Origin of the sequence: Cellulomonas sp., from assembly GCF_036279715.1 — a bacterium.
GTDB lineage: Bacteria > Actinomycetota > Actinomycetes > Actinomycetales > Cellulomonadaceae > Cellulomonas_A.
Genome location: NZ_DASUIR010000138.1, coordinates 11,886 through 31,280 on the forward strand (window position 1 = coordinate 11,886; position 19,395 = coordinate 31,280).

Annotated in this window: 13 protein-coding genes; 7 read left to right on the forward strand and 6 right to left on the reverse strand. The window is 72.3% G+C overall.

The features are described from left to right. Positions 1-10: 10 nt before the first annotated feature. The 4 genes from treS to glgX all read right to left on the reverse strand — a co-directional run bounded on the left by treS (position 11) and on the right by glgX (position 8,056). A complete protein-coding gene (gene treS / locus VFW79_RS13095; RefSeq protein ID WP_329677732.1) occupies positions 11-1,825 on the reverse strand; it encodes a maltose alpha-D-glucosyltransferase in 1,815 nt (604 codons plus the stop codon). Next, a complete protein-coding gene (locus tag VFW79_RS13100) occupies positions 1,822-3,948 on the reverse strand; it encodes an alpha-1,4-glucan--maltose-1-phosphate maltosyltransferase (RefSeq protein ID WP_414647970.1) in 2,127 nt (708 codons plus the stop codon). Before VFW79_RS13100 ends, treS begins: the two co-directional genes overlap by 4 nt. A 154-nt stretch (positions 3,949-4,102) precedes the next feature. Continuing rightward, the gene (locus VFW79_RS13105; protein WP_329677733.1) at positions 4,103-5,761 is read right to left on the reverse strand and encodes an FAD-binding dehydrogenase; all 1,659 of its coding nucleotides are present in this window, start codon (positions 5,759-5,761) and stop codon (positions 4,103-4,105) included. 33 nt (positions 5,762-5,794) lie between these two features. Continuing rightward, the gene (gene glgX / locus VFW79_RS13110) at positions 5,795-8,056 is read right to left on the reverse strand and encodes a glycogen debranching protein GlgX (RefSeq protein WP_414647971.1); all 2,262 of its coding nucleotides are present in this window, start codon (positions 8,054-8,056) and stop codon (positions 5,795-5,797) included. Between the two features lie 105 nt (positions 8,057-8,161). Between glgX and VFW79_RS13115 the strand changes: the two genes are divergently transcribed. Continuing rightward, entirely contained in the window at positions 8,162-8,962 is an 801-nt protein-coding gene (locus VFW79_RS13115) for an electron transfer flavoprotein subunit beta/FixA family protein (protein WP_329677735.1), read from the forward strand. A gap of 32 nt (positions 8,963-8,994) precedes the next feature. Continuing rightward, complete coding sequence (locus VFW79_RS13120) at positions 8,995-9,990, forward strand: electron transfer flavoprotein subunit alpha/FixB family protein (protein WP_329677736.1); 996 nt, start codon at positions 8,995-8,997, stop codon at positions 9,988-9,990. A 24-nt stretch (positions 9,991-10,014) separates the two neighbouring features. Here VFW79_RS13120 and VFW79_RS13125 read toward each other — a convergent pair whose 3' ends face one another. Then, positions 10,015-11,004 carry an aminoglycoside phosphotransferase family protein gene (locus VFW79_RS13125; RefSeq protein WP_329677737.1) on the reverse strand — a complete coding sequence of 330 codons (990 nt, stop codon included), beginning with the start codon at positions 11,002-11,004 and terminating at the stop codon, positions 10,015-10,017. 38 nt (positions 11,005-11,042) lie between these two features. Between VFW79_RS13125 and VFW79_RS13130 the strand changes: the two genes are divergently transcribed. Genes VFW79_RS13130 through VFW79_RS13145 form a run of 4 tightly spaced genes read left to right on the forward strand, consistent with a single transcriptional unit; the run spans position 11,043 to position 14,743 of the window. Beyond that, positions 11,043-12,245, forward strand: coding sequence for a cysteine desulfurase family protein (locus VFW79_RS13130; RefSeq protein ID WP_329677738.1), 1,203 nt, complete (start codon positions 11,043-11,045; stop codon positions 12,243-12,245). Next, the gene (mnmA, locus tag VFW79_RS13135) at positions 12,245-13,357 is read left to right on the forward strand and encodes a tRNA 2-thiouridine(34) synthase MnmA (RefSeq protein ID WP_329677739.1); all 1,113 of its coding nucleotides are present in this window, start codon (positions 12,245-12,247) and stop codon (positions 13,355-13,357) included. The genes VFW79_RS13130 and mnmA overlap by 1 nt, the downstream gene beginning before the upstream one ends. Then, positions 13,354-14,373: a hypothetical protein gene (locus VFW79_RS13140; RefSeq protein ID WP_329677740.1), complete on the forward strand. Its 1,020-nt coding sequence runs from the start codon at positions 13,354-13,356 to the stop codon at positions 14,371-14,373. Before mnmA ends, VFW79_RS13140 begins: the two co-directional genes overlap by 4 nt. Positions 14,374-14,380: 7 nt before the next feature. Beyond that, positions 14,381-14,743, forward strand: a complete 363-nt coding sequence (locus tag VFW79_RS13145) for a hypothetical protein (RefSeq protein WP_329677741.1) — start codon at positions 14,381-14,383, stop codon at positions 14,741-14,743. Positions 14,744-14,756: 13 nt separating this feature from the next. On the opposite strand, the gene VFW79_RS13150 is transcribed toward VFW79_RS13145, so the two are convergent. Next, a complete protein-coding gene (locus tag VFW79_RS13150) occupies positions 14,757-17,231 on the reverse strand; it encodes a glycogen/starch/alpha-glucan phosphorylase (RefSeq protein WP_329677742.1) in 2,475 nt (824 codons plus the stop codon). A gap of 109 nt (positions 17,232-17,340) precedes the next feature. Between VFW79_RS13150 and ligA the strand changes: the two genes are divergently transcribed. Next, the coding region (gene ligA / locus VFW79_RS13155; RefSeq protein ID WP_414647972.1) for an NAD-dependent DNA ligase LigA at positions 17,341-19,395 on the forward strand (2,055 nt) is incomplete at its 3' end.

The following is a 19,395-nucleotide window of genomic DNA, read 5'->3' on the forward strand; positions in this document are numbered from 1 at the left end:
ACCGGCAGGCTCACGACGACTCGGTCGGCGCCGTCGCTGGATCGACGACGAGCCAGTAGAACTCGCGGGACCCGAGTGTGAAGTGCGCCGTGCCGTCCGGCCCGATCGCCGGGAACGGCGCCCCGCCGAAGACGTCGTGCAGCTGCGCGCCCTTGTGCCCCGGGAGGTGCACGGCGGAAGACCGGGGCGTCGCGGCCATGTTCGCGACGACGAGGATCGTCTCGTCGTCGGTGTAGCGCCGGAACGCGAGGATCGCGTCGTTGGAGGTGGTCAGCACCTCGAAGTTGCCGCGCCCGAGCGCGGAGTGGCGACGACGCACCGTGAGCATGCCGTGGACCCAGTGCAGCAACGACGTCGGCTGCGCGAGCTGCGCCTCGACGTTGACGTGCCCGTAGTGGTGCACGAGCGACTGGACCAGCGGGAGGTACAGCTTGCCGGGGTCCGCCGTGGAGAAGCCGGCGTTGCGATCGGGGGTCCACTGCATCGGTGTGCGGACGGCATCGCGGTCGGCGAGCCAGATGTTGTCGCCCATGCCGATCTCGTCGCCGTAGTACAGGCACGGGCTGCCTGGCAGCGACAGCAGCAGCGCATGCACCAGCTCGAGCTCCTTGCGGGAGTTGTCGAGGAGCGTCGCGAGGCGGCGACGGATCCCGACGTTGGCCCGCATGCGCGAGTCGGGCGCGTACCAGCCGTACATCGACGCGCGTTCCTCGGTCGACACCATCTCGAGCGTCAGCTCGTCGTGGTTGCGCAGGAACGTGCTCCACTGCGCGCCCCGAGGGATCGGCGGGGTGTCGGCCAGGATGTCGATGATGGAGGCCGCCCGCTGGTCACGGACTGCGTAGTAGAGGCGCGGCATGACCGGGAAGTGGAAGCACATGTGGCACTCGGGCTCCGCCTCCGTGCCGAAGTAGTGCACAACGTCCTCGGGCCACTGGTTCGCCTCGGCGAGCATGATGCGGCCCGGGAACTCGGTGTCGATCATCGCCCGGAGACGGCGAAGGAACCCGTGCGTCTCGGGCAGGTTCTCGCAGTTCGTGCCCTCGGCCTCGAAGAGGTACGGCACCGCGTCGAGGCGGAACCCGTCGACGCCGAGCTGCATCCAGAACCGCACGACGTCGAACATCGCCTCGCCGACGCGCGGGTTCTCGAAGTTCAGGTCGGGCTGGTGGGTGAAGAACCTGTGCCAGTAGTACTGCCGGCGCACCGCGTCGAACGTCCAGTTGGAGGTCTCGGTGTCGACGAAGATGATCCGGGCGTCCGCGTAGCGGGTCGCGTCGTCGCTCCACACGTAGAAGTCGCCGTACGGCCCCTCCGGGTCTGAGCGGGACGCCTGGAACCACGGGTGGGCGTCGCTCGTGTGGTTCATGACCACGTCGACGACGACGCGGATGCCGCGCTCGTGCGCGGCGGCGACGAGCTCGGTGAAGTCGGCGACGCTGCCGTACTGGCCCGCGATGGAGGTGTAGTCCGAGACGTCATACCCGCCGTCGCGCAGCGGCGAGGGGTAGAACGGCGGCAGCCAGAGGCAGTCGATGCCGAGCCACTGCAGGTAGTCGAGCCGGGCGATGAGACCCTGCAGGTCGCCGCTGCCGATCCCCGACGAGTCGGAGAAGGACCGGATCATCACCTCGTAGAAGACCGCCGACCGGTACCACTCGGGGTCGTCCGAGAGCCCCGGGCGCAGTTCGGCGCCCGACGGGTGTGCTGGTGGGACGGGCTGACGGTGCTTCGGGAGCGCTGCGAGCGCGAGCTGGCCGGTCGCGGTCGACACGCCGCCGAAAGCCGCCGGCACGACCGGGGTGGGCTGGGTGCCGGGGCTCATCTGGGTCCGATCTGCACGACGTGTGCGCAGCGCACGACAGCGTCGAGGCTCACGTACACATCGGATCCCCACGTGTACGTCTCGTCGGACAGCACGTCGTGCGCGTGGACCGCCGCGTCCGGCTCGAGTCCCAGGGCCACGAGATCGAGGTGCACGACGCCGGAATGCCCGGCGTGCGGGTCGAGGTTGACGACCACCACGACGACGTCCTCGGCACCCGTCGGGGAGTGCTCGGCGGCGAGCCGTCGCGAGAAGCACAGCAGGGAGTCGTCCGTCGTCGGGTGCACCGTGAGGTTGCGCAGCTGGCGCAGGGCGGGGTGGGCCCGCCGGATCTCGTTGAGCCGCCGCAGCAGCGTCGCGATGCCGAGATCGTCTCCGAGGGACCAGTCACGAGGTCGGAACTCGTACTTCTCGTTGTCGATCTGCTCCTCGACCCCGGGCCGCGGCACGTTCTCGACGAGCTCGTAGCCCGAGTAGATGCCCCACGTCGGGGCACCCAGCGCGGCCAGGACCGCGCGGACGGCGAAGCCCGCGACGCCACCGCTCTGCAGGTGCGGCGGCAGGATGTCGTGCGTCGTCGGCCAGAAGCTCGGGCGCAGCCAGGACCCCTGTTCGCCCGAGACCTCGGTGAGGTACTCCTCGAGCTCGACCTTCGTCGTGCGCCACGTGAAGTACGTGTACGACTGGTGGAAGCCGATCCGAGCGAGCGCCAGCATCATCGCGGGCCGGGTGAACGCCTCGGACAGGAAGATGACGTCAGGCTGGGTCGCGCGCACGTCGGCGAGCAGCCGCTCCCAGAACGGCAGCGGCTTGGTGTGCGGGTTGTCGACGCGGAACGCCGTCACGCCGTGGTCGATCCAGACCTGGAGCACCCGGCGGATCTCCGCGTAGATGCCCTCGGGGTCGTTGTCGAAGTTCAGGGGGTAGATGTCCTGGTACTTCTTCGGCGGGTTCTCGGCGTAGGCGATCGTGCCGTCCGCGCGGGTCGTGAACCACTCGGGGTGGCTCGTGACCCAGGGATGGTCCGGCGAGCACTGCAGCGCGAGGTCGAGCGCGACCTCGAGGTTCAGCCGCCGTGCCGCGGCGACGAAGGCGTCGAAGTCGTCGAACGTGCCGAGCGACGGCTCGATCGCGTCGTGCCCGCCGTCCGGTGAGCCGATCGCGTACGGCGAGCCGGGATCGCCGGGCACCGCGGTCAAGGAGTTGTTGCGACCCTTGCGGTAGGTCGTGCCGATCGGATGGATCGGCGTGAGGTAGACGATGTCGAAGCCCAGCTCGGCGATGCGCGGCAGGTCGAGGGCAGCGGTGGTCAGGGTCCCCGACGTCCACGCACCGGTCGACGGGTCGTGCCGCGCGCCCACGGAGCGGGGGAACATCTCGTACCAGGCGCCCGCGAGCGCGAGCGGGCGGTCGACGACGAGCGGGTAGACCGGGGACGAGCTCACCATGTCGCGTACCGGGTGAGCGTCGAGGGCGGACCGCACCGGCGTCGACAGTCCGGCCGCGAGCCGCTCCTCGGCTGGTCGTGCGGCGTCGCGCAGCGCGTGGGCCGCGTCGGTGAGCGTCGTCGCGGCGTCCGCCTGCGCCGCCGCCGCGGCGCGCTCGAGCAGCAGGGCGCCCTCGGTCAGCATGAGCTCGACGTCGATCCCGGCACGGACCTTGATCGTCGCGTCATGGCTCCAGGTCCCGTACGGGTCCGACCAGCCCTCGACCCGCAGGCCCCAGGCACCGGGCGCGTCGGGCACGAGCCGGGCCTCCAGGCGGTCGAGGCCGGGTGCGACGTCGACCATGCGTGCGCGCGACCGGTCGACGCCGTCGGGACCGACGAGGACGGCTGTCGCGCCGACCGCATCGTGCCCCTCGCGGAACACGGTGGCGCGCACGGGAACTGCCTCGCCGACGGCGGCCTTGGCGGGCCATCGGCCGGCCTCGACGACCGGCGAGACGTCGACGACGGGGATGCGCCCGATCCGTGGTCCGACTGGCCCGAACCCTGCTTTCCGGCGGCCAGGCCGGACCCCGCGGACCGTGGCCGTCGTGCCCACCGCGTCGTCCCGGGCCGCGGCGCGCGTGGGTCGTGCGGGACGAGGCTTCTCGGGCGGCACAGGGGATGACGTGGTCACGGTCCGAACCTATCCACACGTCGTGCCCCTGGGCATCTGCTGGGCTCGATCGGCGGGCCGTGTCTAGGGTGAACGGTCAGTTCGTGCCGTTGGCGGAGGCCAGGTGCCGGCCGCAGGGGTCACCGTTTGCCGCGAGCGCCCGACGCCCCGGGGCTCACGCGCGCAGGTCCGCGGCGAGGGCGCGCCCGGCGGTGCGCCCCGAGAACAGGCAGCCGCCGAGGAACGTCCCCTCGAGGGCACGGTGGCCGTGGACCCCACCGCCTCCGAAGCCCGCAGCCTCGCCGACCGCGTACAGCCCGGTCAGCACCGATCCGTCGGGGCGCAGGACCCGGGCCCGCGTGTCGGTCAGCAGCCCCCCGAGCGTCTTGCGGGTCAGGACGGAGAGTCGAATCGCGAGCAGGGGCCCGTGGTGGGGGTCGAGCAGCTCGTGCGGCGGGGCGACACGGATGAGCCGGTCGACGACGTAGCGGCGCGCCATGGCGGTCGCGCCGACCTGGAGGTCCTTGCCCAGCCCTGTTGCGACCTGCGCGTCGCGCAGCTCGATCGTGTGCGCGAGCCGAGCACCGTCGATGCGGTCGCTGCCCGCGAGGGCGTTCATGCGCGCGGCCAGCTCGCCCGGCGTGTCGGCCCAGAGGAACTCGGGCGAGCCGGCGGCGAACGTCTCGACCGGGCCGACCGCTCCGGGCAGCGCTCGCTGGAGCAGCAACCTGACGTCTCTGCCCGTCAGGTCCGGGTTCTGCTCCGAGCCGGACAGCGCGAGCTCGGCGCCCAGGATCGTCTTGTCGAGGACGAACCACGAGTGGTCGTCGCCGCGTCGCGTGATGTGCCGCAACGCCCCGAGCGCGTCGAAGCCGGGGAAGAGCGGCACCGGGAGGCGCTCGCCGTCCGCGTCGAGCCACAGCGAGCTCGGTCCGGCCAGGATCCGGATGCCGTGCCGGCTCCAGACCGGCGAATGGTTCGTGATGCCCTCGGGGTAGTGCCACATCCGGTCCGAGTGAACGACGGCGCCCCCCGCGGCGCCCGCAAGTGCGATCCCTGAACCGTCCACGTGGTCCGGGACGCCCGAGAGCATCCGGCGGGGAAGCGTGCCCGCGTCAGCGGGCCAGGACGATCGCACGAGCTCGTGGTTGGCGCCGATGCCACCGGTGGCGACGACGACGGCGTGCGCCGACACCTCGAACGCGCCGACGACCGCTCGTGAGCTCGGTGCACCGCGCTCGGCACCGTCCCGCGCGAGGACGTCGCCGCGCACGCCGGTGACACGACCGTCGGTCGTGACGAGCTCGGTCGCCCGGTGGCGGAACCGGACATCGACGAGCCCGCGGCGGTGCGCCGAGAGCAGCGTGCGCACGAACGGTTCGAGCAGACCCGGTCCGGTGCCCCACGTGACGTGGAACCGTGGCACAGAGTTGCCGTGACCGTCCGCGAGGTACCCGCCCCGCTCGGCCCACTGCACCAGCGGGAACCAGCGCACCCCCTGTGCGTGCAGCCAGCTCCGCAGCTCACCGGCCGCGAAGTCCACGAACCCTTCGGCCCACGCGCGCGACCAGCGGTCGTCGTCGCCAGCGGTGAAGTCGGCCGACCCGAGCCAGTCCGCCAGGGCGAGCTCGGGCGAGTCCTTGATGCCCAGGCGTCGCTGCTCGGGGGAGTCGACGAGGAAGAGGCCACCGAAGGACCACCAGGCCTGACCGCCGAGACTTGCGGGGGGCTCGGCGTCGAGCAGGACGACTCGATGGCCGGCAGCGGTGAGCTCAGCGGTCGCGACGAGCCCGGCAAGGCCCGCTCCGAGGACGACGACGTCGGTGTCGGTCATGGCGGGAGACTAGACCCGCCGTGGGGGCCGGCGTCAGACCGCGACGTAGACCCGCAGCGTGAGCGGCTCGACCAGGACGCGGTCACCCGTGACGGGGTCCGGCGAGCCGTTGACCTCCGTGTAGCGCTCGTCTGGGTGCTCCCAGGCGGAGTCCCACGTCAGCTCCCACCGGGTCGGACGGTCGCCGCCGAGCGCCACGTCCACCGGGTCGAGCGAGCCGTTGATGACGAGCAGGACCGTCGAGGCGTCGTCGGGACCCGGTCCCGTGGGCGTGGACCGCACCATCTGCAAGGTCCGCGTCGCCGGGTCGTGCCAGCGTGCGTGGTCGAACGCGACGCCGTCCGCCCCGTACCAGGCCAGGTCCGGCCGAGCGCCCGGTGCGTGCGCGGCGCCGGTGAAGAACTGGCTCGTGCGCAGGGCAGCGTGCTCGCGACGCAGGCCCAGCAGGTAGCGCGCAGTGTCGAGGAGGTCGGAGCGCCACGGGGACAGGTCCCAGCGGACCCACGACAGCTCGTTGTCCTGGCAGTAGGCGTTGTTGTTGCCGCGCTGCGTCCGGCCCAGCTCGTCGCCCGCCGTGATCAGGGGCGTCCCCGCGGACAGCACGAGCGTGGCGAACAGGTTGCGGATCGAGCGGCGGCGGAGCGGCACGATGTCCGCTCCCGGCGTGTCGACCGTGAGCGGGCCCTCGATGCCATGGTTCCAGGACCGGTTGTCGTCCGCGCCGTCCCTGTTCTGCTCGCCATTGGCAGCGTTGTGCTTGTGCTCGAAGGCGACCAGGTCGGCCAGGGTGAAACCGTCGTGCGCGGTCACGTAGTTGACCGACGCTGAGGGGGTTCGGATCAGCTGGGGGTCGCTCGGACCGAACAGGTCGACGGAACCCGCGAGCCGCGTCGCGAGCTCCCGGACACGGTGGCCAGGCAGCCCGTGCGCCGCGCGGCTCGGCTCGGCGAGCCAGAACGAGCGCACGGCATTGCGGAACCGGTCGTTCCACTCGGCCATGGGTGGGGGGAACTGGCCCGTCTGCCAGCCGCCGGGACCCACGTCCCAGGGCTCGGCGACGAGCTTGAGACCGTGCAGGTGCGGATCGGTCGCGAGCGCCGTGAGGAAGGCGTGGTTGGGGTCGAACCCGTCGTGCGCACGACCCAGCGTCACGGCGAGGTCGAACCGGAAGCCGTCGACGCCGACCTCGTCGGCCCAGTAGCGCAGCGAGTCCATGGCGAGCCTGACGACCTCGCGGCGCCGGAAGTCGAGCGTGTTCCCGGTCCCCGTGACGTCGGCGAGCGTCGCCGGGTAGCCGCCGTCGTGCCAGTAGTAGAGCGAGCTGTCGAGGCCGCGCAGGCTGAGGTGCTGGCCCGGGAGTCCGCCCTCGCACGTGTGGTTGTAGACGACGTCGAGGATGACCTCGATCCCGGCCTCGTGCAGCGCGTGCACGGCGCTGCGGATCTCGTCGAGGACAGCGGCGGGTCCGGCCTCGCGCGCGCGGGCGGTGGCATACGGCGCGTGCGGGGCGAAGAAGCCGAGCGTGCTGTAGCCCCAGTAGTTGACCAGGCCCTTGGCGATCAGGTGCGGCTCGGACACGAACGCGTGGATCGGCAGGAGCTCGAGGGTCGTCACGCCGAGAGCGCTCAGGTGGTCGATCGTCGCGGGGTGCGCCAGGCCCGCGTAGGTTCCGCGGAGCTCCTCGGGCACGGCGTCGAGGCACTGCGTCAGGCCGCGCACGTGGGCCTCGTAGATGACCGTGTGCTCCCACGCGACGTGGGGTCGGTTGCAGGCAGGGTGCAGCTGCTCGCCGTTGCCGGCGCGAGGGTCGACCACGACGGCATGCGCCGTGAACGGCAACGAGTCCCTCTTGTCGGCCGGTCCGTACGGGTCGCCCACCAGCTGGTCGTCGACGACGTGGCCGTACGTCTCGGGCGTGTAGGCGACCTCGCCGGCCAGCCCGCGCGCGTAGGGGTCGACCAGGAGCTTTGCGGGGTTGTACCGCATCCCGCCCGCCGGGTCCCAGGCGCCGTGGGCGCGGAAGCCGTAGCGCTGGCCCGGGCGGACGCCGTCGACCCACGCCCAGAAGACGCCCAGTCGCGGACCGCCCAGCGGGATCCTGCGCTCGCTCCAGCCGGTCGCCGATCGTGGGTCGGGGTCGATCAGGCAGAGATCGACGGCGTCCGCATGCGAGGCGAGCACCGCGACGCTGACGCCCTTGGGGGTGACGTGGACCCCGAGGGGCGGGGTCGGGCGGGTCCGGAGGCGAGGGCTCACGAGTCCTAGTGTGGCCTTCCTGAGCGCCGAACCGGGCATGACGCGGCACGACTGAGGCCGAGGTCACGTCGCGGCACGGCTGCGGACGTCCCAGCTGCCGACACCGCAGCAGCTGCCGCTCCCCGGGACGGTAACGTTCCGCGGGTGAGAATCGTCGTGCTGGTCAAGCATGTCCCGGACATCCAGTCGGAGCGCGCGCTGGGTCCCGACGGGCGCGTGGTGCGCGACGGCGGTGACGGCACGATCAACGAGCTCGACGAGAACGCGGTCGAGGCCGCCCTCCTGCTCGTCGAGCAGCACGGCGGCGAGGTCGTTGCGTTGACCGTCGGGCCCGCGGACGCGGTCGACGCGGTCCGTCGGGCCCTGCAGCTCGGTGCCGACTCCGGCGTGCACGTGCTCGACGACGCGATCGCCGGCTCCGACGTCTTCGGCACGGTCGCCGTGCTTTCCGCCGCCGTCCGCCGCCTCGGCGCCGAGGCGCCCGTCGACCTCGTGCTCACCGGCATGGCCGGTCTCGACGGGCTGACGTCGCTGGTCCCCGCGGCGCTCGCGGCCGAGCTCGACCTGCCTCAGCTGACGCTCGCGAGCGAGCTCACGGTCGTCGAGTCCGACTCCGGATGGACCGCCCGCGTCCGCCGCGACCTGGACCACGCGACCGAGGTGCTCGAGGCCCCCCTGCCCGCGCTCGTGTCGGTGACCGACCAGGCCAACGAACCGCGCTACCCGAACTTCAAGGGCATCATGGCCGCCCGCAAGAAGCCGGTCGAGGTCCTGGGGCTCGCTGACCTCGGCGTCGAGGCGGCCGCGGTGGGCGACGCGGGCGCGCGGACCGACGTCGTCGACGCCGCGCGGCGCCCCGTGCGGGAGAACCGCATCCTCGTGACCGACAACGGCGACGCCGGGCTCCGGCTCGCCGCGTACCTCGTCGAGAACAAGCTCGTCTGAGCCCGCAGACCGTGACCGAAGGACGAACGACGATGACGACGCCCGCGACCGGCCCCGTGCTGGTCCTGCTCGACCACGCCGCTGACGGTGTGCTCCGCCTGCCCGCGCTCGAGCTGCTGACCGCTGCCCGGTCGCTCGGCACCGTGCAGGGCGTCTGGGTCGCCGGCGCGGACGGGCCCGCACCGGACGCCCGTGCGCTCGAGCTGCTCGGCACCCACGGGGTCGAGACCGTGCACCGCCTGGACGTCGGCGACGCGGACGTGCGGCTGACCCCGGTGGTCGCCCAGGGGCTCACGGCTCTCCTGGAGCGCACCGGCGCCTCGGTGCTGCTGCTCACGTCGTCGTTCGAGAACAAGGAGGTTGCCGCGCGGGTCGGCGTCGCCACCGGAGCCGGTGTCGTCGTGGACGCGTCGGCCCTCGAGGTGGCAGGTGACCGCCTCGTGGCCGCCAAGACGGTGTTCGCGGGGACGTGGAACACGCGCTGCGCGGTCCGAACCCCGCTCGCGGTCATCGCGCTCAAGGCCGGCTCGGTGCAGGCCGAGCCCGCCGCCGAGCCCACGACGGTGACTGTCGTCTCGCAGACCGTCGCGGTGGACAGCGGCGCGCGGCGCGTGACGGTCGCCGAGCACACCGAGCGCGCCGCATCGACGCGTCCCGACCTCGGTGCCGCTCAGGTCGTCGTGGTCGGCGGTCGTGGCACGAACGGTGACTTCGCACCGCTCGAGGAGCTCGCGGACCTGCTCGGTGGAGCGGTCGGCGCCACGCGCGTCGCGACCGACGAGGGGTGGATCGGTCACGACGCGCAGATCGGTCAGACCGGCGTCACCGTCGCACCCCAGCTGTACATCGGCGCCGGGGTGTCCGGTGCGGTGCACCACCGTGGCGGGATGCAGTCCGCCGGAACCATCGTGGCGATCAACAACGACCCGGAGGCCCCGATCTTCGAGATCGCCGACTTCGGCATCGTCGGCGACCTGTTCGCCGTCCTGCCTCAGGCGACCGCGGAGCTGCGCCGGCTCAAGGGCTGACCCGCCCGCCCGCCCGGCGTGGGTTCAGGCGAGCTCGCGCAGCCAGCTGAGCGCGGCGGACGCCTGGGCGCGCTGGAACCGGCGCAGGTTGGGGATGCCGACGGGAGCGGGCAGGACCGAGCTCGCCGTCAGGAACCCCGCGAGCCCCGCGAGCGCGGCCCGGAGGTCCTGCGGGGGCACACCGTCCGAGACCGGGTGGGACCAGAAGTGCCTCTGCGGGTCGCCGCCGGCCTGCATCGCGACGCTCGGCAGCATGAACGCCAGGTCGAGCCACGGGGCGCCGATGCTGGCGTGCGGCCAGTCGATGAGCGTGACGCGGTGATGGTCGGGGTCGATCATCACGTTGTCGGCGCGCAGGTCGCCATGAACGAGCGCGCCACCGGCGCAGACGCGCAGCGAGTCCTCTTCCCAGACGATGAGCCGGTCGATGTTCGCCTGCGCCCAGGCACCGATCTCGCCGGACGCCGCTACGAGCGCGCCGATCTCGTCGGCCGGCCGCTGCCGCAGCCGGCGCCAGCCGGTGAAGTCGGCGGCGAGCTTGACGTCGGTCCGCGGCAGGTCGTGCCCGGGCAGCGGCTCGGCGTCGGCCAAGGGGATGAGGGCGTCGAGAACCAGGCGCAGCTCGTCGGGCCGCCACGGCATCTCGGGCGGGCGACCGTGCGCGACCTCGAAGCCGAGGATGACCCACTCGCCGTCGTCGTGCCACCAGTACAGCCGGGGTGCGGGAACCTGCGGGGGGAGCGCGGCCGCGACGCGGATCTCGGCGCGGGCGAGGTCGGGGGACTCGGGATTCTGCTCGGGCGAGACAGCCTTGACGAACACGCCACGGCCGTCGGTCAGTTCCAGGACCGCCGCGAAACCGGGACTGAAGCCCGAGTTGGCGCTCGACTCGGCGGTCACGCGGGCGCCGGCGAGCGACGAGATCCGGGTGCGGACGGCGCGCGGGAGGTCGGCCCAACCGAGCCGCTGGCCACTGAAGGCGAGCGGCAGGGCGCTGGCGTCGTCGGCACTCACGGACCCATAGTGCCAGCGTCCTTCGTAGAATCGTCAGCGTGACCACATATCTGGACCATGCGGCGACCACGCCGATGCTCCCCGAGGCGGCACGGGCCTTGGCGGAGCAGCTGGCCCGGACCGGCAACCCCTCCTCGCTGCACACTTCCGGGCGGGCGGCGCGGCGCGTCGTCGAGGAGTCCCGCGAGCAGATCGCCGCGACGCTCGGCGCCCGGCCGAGCGAGGTCGTCTTCACCGGCGGTGGCACCGAGGCCGACAACCTCGCCGTCAAGGGGCTGTTCTGGGCGCGCCGGAGGCAGGACCCCGCCCGGATGCGCATCCTCGTGTCGGCGGTCGAGCACCACGCGGTCCTCGATCCCGCGTTCTGGATGGCTGCGCACGCCGGCGCCGAGATCGTGCTGCTGCCCGTCGATCAGGACGGCGTCCTGCGACCCGACGCGCTCGCGGCAGAGCTCGAGGCCCACGGCGAGCAGGCCGCGCTGATCTCCGTCATGTGGGCGAACAACGAGGTCGGCGCGCTGCAGCCGCTCGACGACGTCGTCGCGCTGGCGCGCCGCTTCGGGGTCCCGGTGCACGCCGACGCGGTCCAGGCCGTCGGGCAGCTGCCGGTCGACTTCGCAGCGTCGGGCCTCGACGCGCTGACCGTGAGCGGCCACAAGGTCGGGGGGCCGGGCGGCATCGGTGCGCTCGTGGCGCGCCGCGGCCTCGAGCTCACCCCGGTCCTGCACGGCGGCGGCCAGGAGCGGGGGGTCCGCTCCGGGACCCTCGCCGTGCCCCTCATCGCGTCCATGGCGGTCGCGCTCGAGGCAGCGGTCGCCGCCCAGCCGACGTACGCCGTGAGGGTCGGAGCGCTGCGTGACCAGCTCGTCGCCGCGGTGCGTCACGTGGCTCCCGAGGCTGTGCTGCGCGGGCCGGCGGACCTGTCCCGACGGCTGCCCGCCAACGCGCACTTCACCTTCCCGGGGTGCGAGGGCGACTCGCTGCTGTACCTGCTCGACTCGGCGGGGATCGAGTGCTCGACCGGCTCGGCGTGCCAGGCCGGCGTGCCGCAGCCGAGCCATGTCCTGCTCGCGATGGGGCTGGACGAGGTGGACGCGCGCGGTGCGCTGCGGTTCTCGCTCGGTCGCACCTCGACCGTGGCGGACGTCGACGCGCTCGCTGCCGCGCTTCCCGGAGTGGTGGACCGGGCGCGCGCGGCGGGACTCGCCGGGGCCGCCCACCCGTCGGGCGGGAACGCCTGATGCGCGTGCTCGCGGCCATGTCCGGGGGGGTCGACTCCGCGGTCGCGGCCGCCCGCGCCGTCGACGCGGGCCATGACGTGGTGGGCGTCCACATGGCGCTCTCGCGGAACCGCGACCAGTTCCGGAACGGCTCGCGCGGGTGCTGCTCGATCGAGGACGCGGGCGACGCGCGTCGCGCCGCGGACGTGCTGGGGATCCCGTACTACGTGTGGGACCTGTCGGAGCGCTTCGAGGAGACGGTCGTCGCCGACTTCCTCGCCGAGTACGCCGCCGGTCGCACCCCCAACCCGTGCGTGCGCTGCAACGAGCACATCAAGTTCGAGGCGCTGCTCGACAAGGCGCTCGCGCTCGGCTTCGACGCGGTGTGCACGGGTCACTACGCGCGCATCACGACCCGCGACGACGCCCCGGCCGAGCTGCACAGGGCGCGCGACGCGGCGAAGGACCAGTCGTACGTGCTGGCCGTCATGGGCCGCGAGCGGCTGGCCCGTGCGATGTTCCCGCTCGGCGAGGCGACGTCCAAGGACGAGGTCCGCGCCGAGGCGGCGGCGCGCGGGCTGTCGGTGTCGGCCAAGCCGGACTCGTACGACATCTGCTTCGTGGCCGACGGCGACACCCGCCGCTTCCTCCGGGACCGCCTCGGGTCCCAGCCCGGTCCGATCGTCGACTCTGCGGGCGAGGTCCTGGGCGCGCACGACGGCACCTACGCCTACACGATCGGTCAGCGCAAGGGACTCGCGATCGGCCGGCCGGCACCCGACGGCAAGCCCCGGTACGTCCTGTCGATCGAGCCCGTGACCAGCACGGTCGTGGTCGGCTCGGTCGACGATCTCGACGTCGGAGCCATCCGCGCCGGGTCCGGCGTGTGGTTCACGGACAGGTACGCGGACGGCGACTGGTTCGAGTGCGGGGCGCAGGTGCGCGCGCACGGTGAGGCCGTCGCGGTTCGGGCCCGGGCACTGCCCGACGGCGGCATCGAGGTCGACGTCACGGCAGGCGCTGCGCACCGGCTGCAGGGCGTCGCGGCAGGCCAGTCGCTCGTCCTCTATGACGGCTCGCAGGTCCTGGCACAGGCCACCGTCGACGCGACGACCCCCGCAGTGCGCGCGTGATCGCGGTCTCGGGTTCCGGCCCCTGGCCGGGCACCGACGTCCTCGAGGCGCAGAACGTCGTGATGGGAGATCTCGCCGAGACGCCCGACGGGATCACCGGCATCCCGTTCGCCGTGCGTCTGGCTGCGCGCGGTCCGGCGGCGGACGCGACAGGCTCGACCACGGCGCTGCTCCTCGACCTGCCCGTCGAGCTCGGCGTGCACGGCTGGAAGCTCGCGGACCGACCGGGCCGCGACCTGGCGAGGGCGCAGTCGCTGCGGCGCGAGGACCTCGACGCGCTCGCGGTCGCCGCGCACGGCTACGTCGGCCCCCTGCTCGTCCCCGTCACGGGCCCGCTGACCCTGGCCGCGTCGCTGTACCTCGCGCGCGGAGACCGGGTCGTGGCCGACCGCGGCGCTGTGGCCGAGCTCTCCGAGTCGCTCGGCGCCGGCATCGCCCAGCACCTCGCGACAGTGCTGCGCGCCGTACCCGGCGCCGAGGTCACGCTGCTGCTCGACGAGCCGTTGCTCGCCCAGGTGGTCGCCGGTGCGCTCCCCAGCTTCTCGGGGTACTCGGCGCTGCGCTCGGTCCCGGCGCAGGTCGCGGCCGAACGGCTCGCCACCGTCGTGCGCGGGGCGCGGGACGCGGGGGCGGTGCGCGTCGTGGTTCACGGCGGTGCGGCGCAGCTCGCGATCGAGCCCGTCGTCAGCTCGGGTGCCGACGCGCTCGCCCTCGACGTGACGCGGTTCGACGACCACGCGTGGGAGCGACTCGCCGAGGCGCGTGAGCGCGGGACGGGGCTGTGGTTCGAGCTGCCCCCGCCGACGACGTCCGGTCGCTCCGCACCGGACATCCCGGCGCAGGCCGACCTGGTCGTGGCACCCTGGCGTCGCGTCGGGCTCACGCTCGCGGACCTCGCGGGCGTCGTGCTGCTCGCGCGGGCACCGTCCGCAGGGGCGACCCCCGACGAGGCCCGCGCGGAGCTCGCCGGGGTGGTACGCGCGGCGCTCGTCGTCGCCGAACGAGCGGAAGGCTGACCAGCCCATGGCACGTCCCGTCGAAGGTTCACCCAGGCGCGCGCTCGTGCTCCTCGTCGCGTCCGGCATCGCGCTCGCGGGCATCGTCACGCTCGTCGCCGCCTGGCTCTCGATCGGTGTGACCGCGCTCGACGCCGGGCGCGTGCAGACCGAGCCGTGCCTCGTCGCGTACGAGGCCGGGACCCACGACGCAGCCGTCCGCTACACGGCCTTCCCGCCGCAGTCCTTGTGCACCTGGACCGTCGACGGCTCCCCGCGCGAGGTCGTCGTGGCGAGCTCGCCGCCGGCCGTCGTCGCGGCCGGCCTCACCGCGGCTGTGCTCGGCGGAGCGGCCGTCGTGGTCGTCGGGGTGCTCGGTCGGCGACGCTAGGCCGCCGGACAGGTCAGTCGCGCACAGCGACCGGGCTGGCGTGCCAGATGCGGTCCAGGTAGTCCCGGATGCTGCGGTCCGAGGAGAAGAAGCCGCTGCGTGCGACGTTCAGGACGGCTGATCGCGTCCACGCCTCCGGGTCGGCATACGCCGTGTCGACCCGCGCCTGCGCGTCGAGGTACGCCTGGTAGTCGGCCAGCACGAGGAACCGGTCCTCGCCCAGGAGGTTCGCGACGATCGGCTCGAACTCCCGCGCGTTGCCCCCCGAGAACGTCCCTGACGCGATGAGGTCGAGCGCCCGCCGCAGCGAGGTGTTCTGCTCGTAGTACGACGACGGGCGGTAGCCGGACGACACGAGGTCGGCGACCTCGGGCTCCGTGAGCCCGAACAGGAAGAAGTTGTCGTCGCCGACCAGCTCGCGGATCTCGACGTTCGCGCCGTCGAGCGTGCCGACGGTCAGTGCCCCGTTGAGCGCGAACTTCATGTTCCCGGTCCCGGAGGCCTCCTTGCCGGCGAGCGAGATCTGCTCGGACAGGTCGGCTGCGGGGATCAGCGTCTCGGCGAGCGTGACGTTGTAGTTGGCCGGGAATGCGACCTTGAGGCGCCCCTCGAGCGCGGGGTCGGAGTTGATCGTCCGTCCGACCGCGTTGATGAGCGCGATGATCTCCTTGGCCATCCGGTAGCCGGGTGCCGCCTTGGCGCCGAACACGAAGACGCGTGGGGTGACGTCGGCGATCGCGACCTCGCCGGACTTCACCTGGTCGTAGAGCGTGACGATGTGCAGCACCTTGAGCATCTGGCGCTTGTACTCGTGCAGGCGCTTGACCATGACATCGAGCATCGCGTCCGTCGAGATCTCGATGCCGTCGCGCACCTGGAGCAGATCGACGAGCCGCTCCTTGTTCGCGGTCTTGACCTCGCGGAAGCGGCGGCGGAACTCGGCGTCGTCGGCGAGGGGCTCGAGGCCCTTGAGCTTGTCGAGGTCGGTGACCCAGCCGTCGCCGACCGCCTCGGTCAGGAGGCCCGACAGGCCGGGGTTCGACATCCGGACGAACCGACGCGGCGTGACGCCGTTGGTGACGTTCGTGAACTTCTCCGGCATGAGCTCGGAGAAGTCGGCGAGCACCTTGTCGCGGAGGAGCTGGCTGTGCAAGGCAGCGACGCCGTTCACCTTGAGGCTGCCGACCGTGGCGAGGAACGCCATCCGGACCGCGCGGTCGGGGTGCTCCTGGACGATGGACATGCGCCGTGCGCGCAGCTCGTCGTGGGGGTACGCGGCACGAACGCGTGCGAGGAGCTCGTCGTTGATGCGGTAGATGATCTCGAGGTGGCGCGGGAGGAGTCGGCCGAGCAGGTCGACGGGCCACACCTCGAGCGCCTCGGGCAGCAGGGTGTGGCACGTGTAGGCGAAGCAGCGCTGCGCGATCGCCCAGGCGTCGTCCCAGTCGAAGCGCCGCTCGTCGACGAGGACGCGCATGAGCTCGGGGATCGCGATCACCGGGTGGGTGTCGTTGAGCTGGAACGTGACCCGATCAGGCAGACCGTGCAGGTCGAAGCCCTCCGGGAGGACCTCGTCGAGGAAGTTGCGCAGCGAGGCGGCAACGAAGAAGTACTGCTGCTGGAGCCGCAGCTCCTTGCCCTGCGGCGTCGAGTCCTCGGGGTAGAGCACCTTCGAGATCGTCTCCGCGGTCGTCTGCTCGAGGACCGCGCGGGCGTAGTCGCCCGAGTTGAAGATCTGCAGGTCGAACGCGCGGGTCGCCCGAGCGCTCCAGAGGCGCAGCGTGTTGACGTTGCCGTTCTTGTAGCCCGGGACCATGTAGTTGTACGGGATCGCCAGGACGCTGTGGCCGGGAACCCAGCGGCGGCGCGTCACGCCGTCGTCGTCCAGATGGTCCTCGACCGACCCGCCGAAGTCCACCGTGACGGCGGACTCGGGGTGCGGGAACTCCCACGGCGAGCCCATCTCGAGCCAGGAGTCGGGCTGCTCCACCTGGCGGCCGTCGACGAAGGTCTGGCGGAAGATGCCGAACTTGTAGCGGATGCCGTAAGCCGTGGAGGGCACGCCGAGCGTGGCGAGGGAGTCAATGAAGCAGGCGGCGAGCCGCCCGAGGCCGCCGTTGCCGAGACCGGGCTCGACCTCGGCCTCTCGGAGCGTGGCGAGGTCGATGCCCAGACCGCGCAGAGCCTGCTCGGCGACCTCCTCGAGCCCGGTGGCCAGCAGGTTGTTCTCGAGCTGACGGCCCAGCAGGTACTCCAGCGAGAGGTAGACGACCGACTTCGCCTGGGCTTCGCGCTGGCGAGCGCGGGTCTCGAGCCAGCGCCCCGTGAGTAGCTGCCGCACGGTGCGGGCGAGTGCGAAGTACTGGTCGTTGACGGAGGAGGTCTCGAGGTCGACGCCTTGGCCGAACTTCAGCTCGCGGAGGAACGCCCACGTGGTGAAACTGACTGGATCGTCTGCATTTGCCCCGAACTCCGTCTCGATTGTCATGGAGAGACTATAGGGACGCCGGGGAGGGTGCTGCGCCGCCGAAGAACCGCGTGGACGGCTCGGGTGACGCCCGCGCGCAGGTGTCGGGGGGACACGCCATGATGTCGGGGTGAGCCCCGCCAACACCTCCGCCGATCCCGACCGCTCGGACGCCGACCTTGACGAGACCGCGGCGCGGCACCTGTGGGCCCGGCTGGCCGAACGCGTCAGGGACCTGCAGTTCGCGTACTACGTGCGTGACGCCCCGACCGCGAGCGATGCCGAGTACGACGAGACGATGCGACGGCTGCAGGCGCTCGAGGCCGCGCACCACGAGCTCCGCACGCCTGACTCGCCGACCCAGCTCGTCGGCGGCACGTTCTCGACCGAGTTCCGCGCGGTCGACCACGTCGAACGCATGCTCTCGCTCGACAACGCCTTCTCGGCCGAGGACGTCGCGGCGTGGGCCGAGCGTCTCCACCGCGACGTCGAGACGCTGCCCGACGGCGGTCTGCACTACCTGTGCGAGCTGAAGATCGACGGTCTGGCGATCGCCCTGCTGTACGAGAAGGGTCGACTCGTGCGCGCCGCGACCCGCGGCGACGGCCGCACGGGGGAGGACGTCACGCTCAACGTCCGCACCATCGGAACGATCCCCGACGTGCTCGCCGGCGACCCGGCGACGCACCCCAACCTCATCGAGGTCCGGGGTGAGGTGTTCCTTCCTGTCGTGGCGTTCACCGAGCTCAACGCCGCGCAGGTCGAGGCGGGCAAGGCGCCGTTCGCCAACCCGCGCAACGCCGCGGCGGGGTCGCTCCGACAGAAGGACCCCCGCGTGACCGCGTCGCGTCCGCTGCGCATGTACGCGCACGGCGTCGGCGCGCTGCAGTGGGGTGATGGCCACCGCGGCGACGGGATCGAACGGCAGTCCCAGGTCTACGACCTGCTCGCGGGGTGGGGTGTCCCGGTCTCGACGCACACCCGCATCGCCGCCGACCTCGCCGAGGTCCAGCAGATGATCGACCACTACGGCGTGCACCGCCACGACGTCGAGCACGAGATCGACGGGATCGTCGTCAAGGTCGACGAGATCGCGCTGCAGCGCCGGCTGGGGTCGACGAGCCGGGCTCCACGCTGGGCGATCGCGTACAAGTACCCGCCGGAGGAGGTCAACACCCGCCTCCTCGACATCCGGGTCAACGTCGGCCGGACGGGCCGGGTGACGCCGTACGGCGTCATGGAACCGGTCCTGGTGTCGGGGTCGACCGTCGAGATGGCCACGCTGCACAACGCGAGCGAGGTCCGTCGCAAGGGCGTCCTCATCGGTGACACGGTCGTGCTGCGCAAGGCGGGTGACGTGATCCCGGAGATCGTCGGCCCGGTCGTCGAGCTGCGCGACGGCACGGAACGGGAGTTCGTCATGCCGACGCACTGCCCGTCGTGCGGCACCCCGCTCGCGCCCGCCAAGGAGGGTGACGTCGACATCCGCTGCCCCAACACGCGATCGTGCCCGTCGCAGCTGCGCGAGCGCGTCTTCCACGTCGCGTCACGCGGTGCGTTCGACATCGAGGCGCTCGGGTGGGAGGCCGCCGCGAGCCTGCTCGACGCGGGTGTCCTCCGCGACGAGGGAGACCTCTTCGCGCTCGACGCCGACGCGCTGCGGCGCGTCCCGCAGTTCGTCCTGTCGACGAGGTCGAAGGTCAAGGGACGCCTCCGCGAGGCAGGGGACCTCAACGCGGTGGGGGAGAGCCTGCTGGCGAACCTCGAGAAGGCCAAGGACACCCCGCTGTGGCGCGTCCTGGTCGCGCTCTCGATCCGCCACGTGGGCCCGACGGCCGCCCGCGCGCTGGCGACCGAGTTCGGCACCCTGGACGCCATCGCCGCAGCGAGCGAGGTCGAGCTGGCCGCGGTCGAGGGAGTCGGGCCGACGATCGCCGCGGCGGTGCGCGCGTGGTTCGACCAGCCGGACGAGGACGAGCGGTGGCATGCGGAGATCGTGCGGAAGTGGGCCGCTGCCGGCGTGCGGATGGCCGACGTGCGCGATGAGTCGACCCCGCGCACGCTCGACGGCCTCACGGTCGTCGTGACGGGCAGCCTCGAGGGCTTCAGCCGCGACGAGGCGAAGGAGGCGATCCTTGCGCACGGCGGCAAGTCGGCCGGGAGCGTGTCGAAGAAGACCGACTAC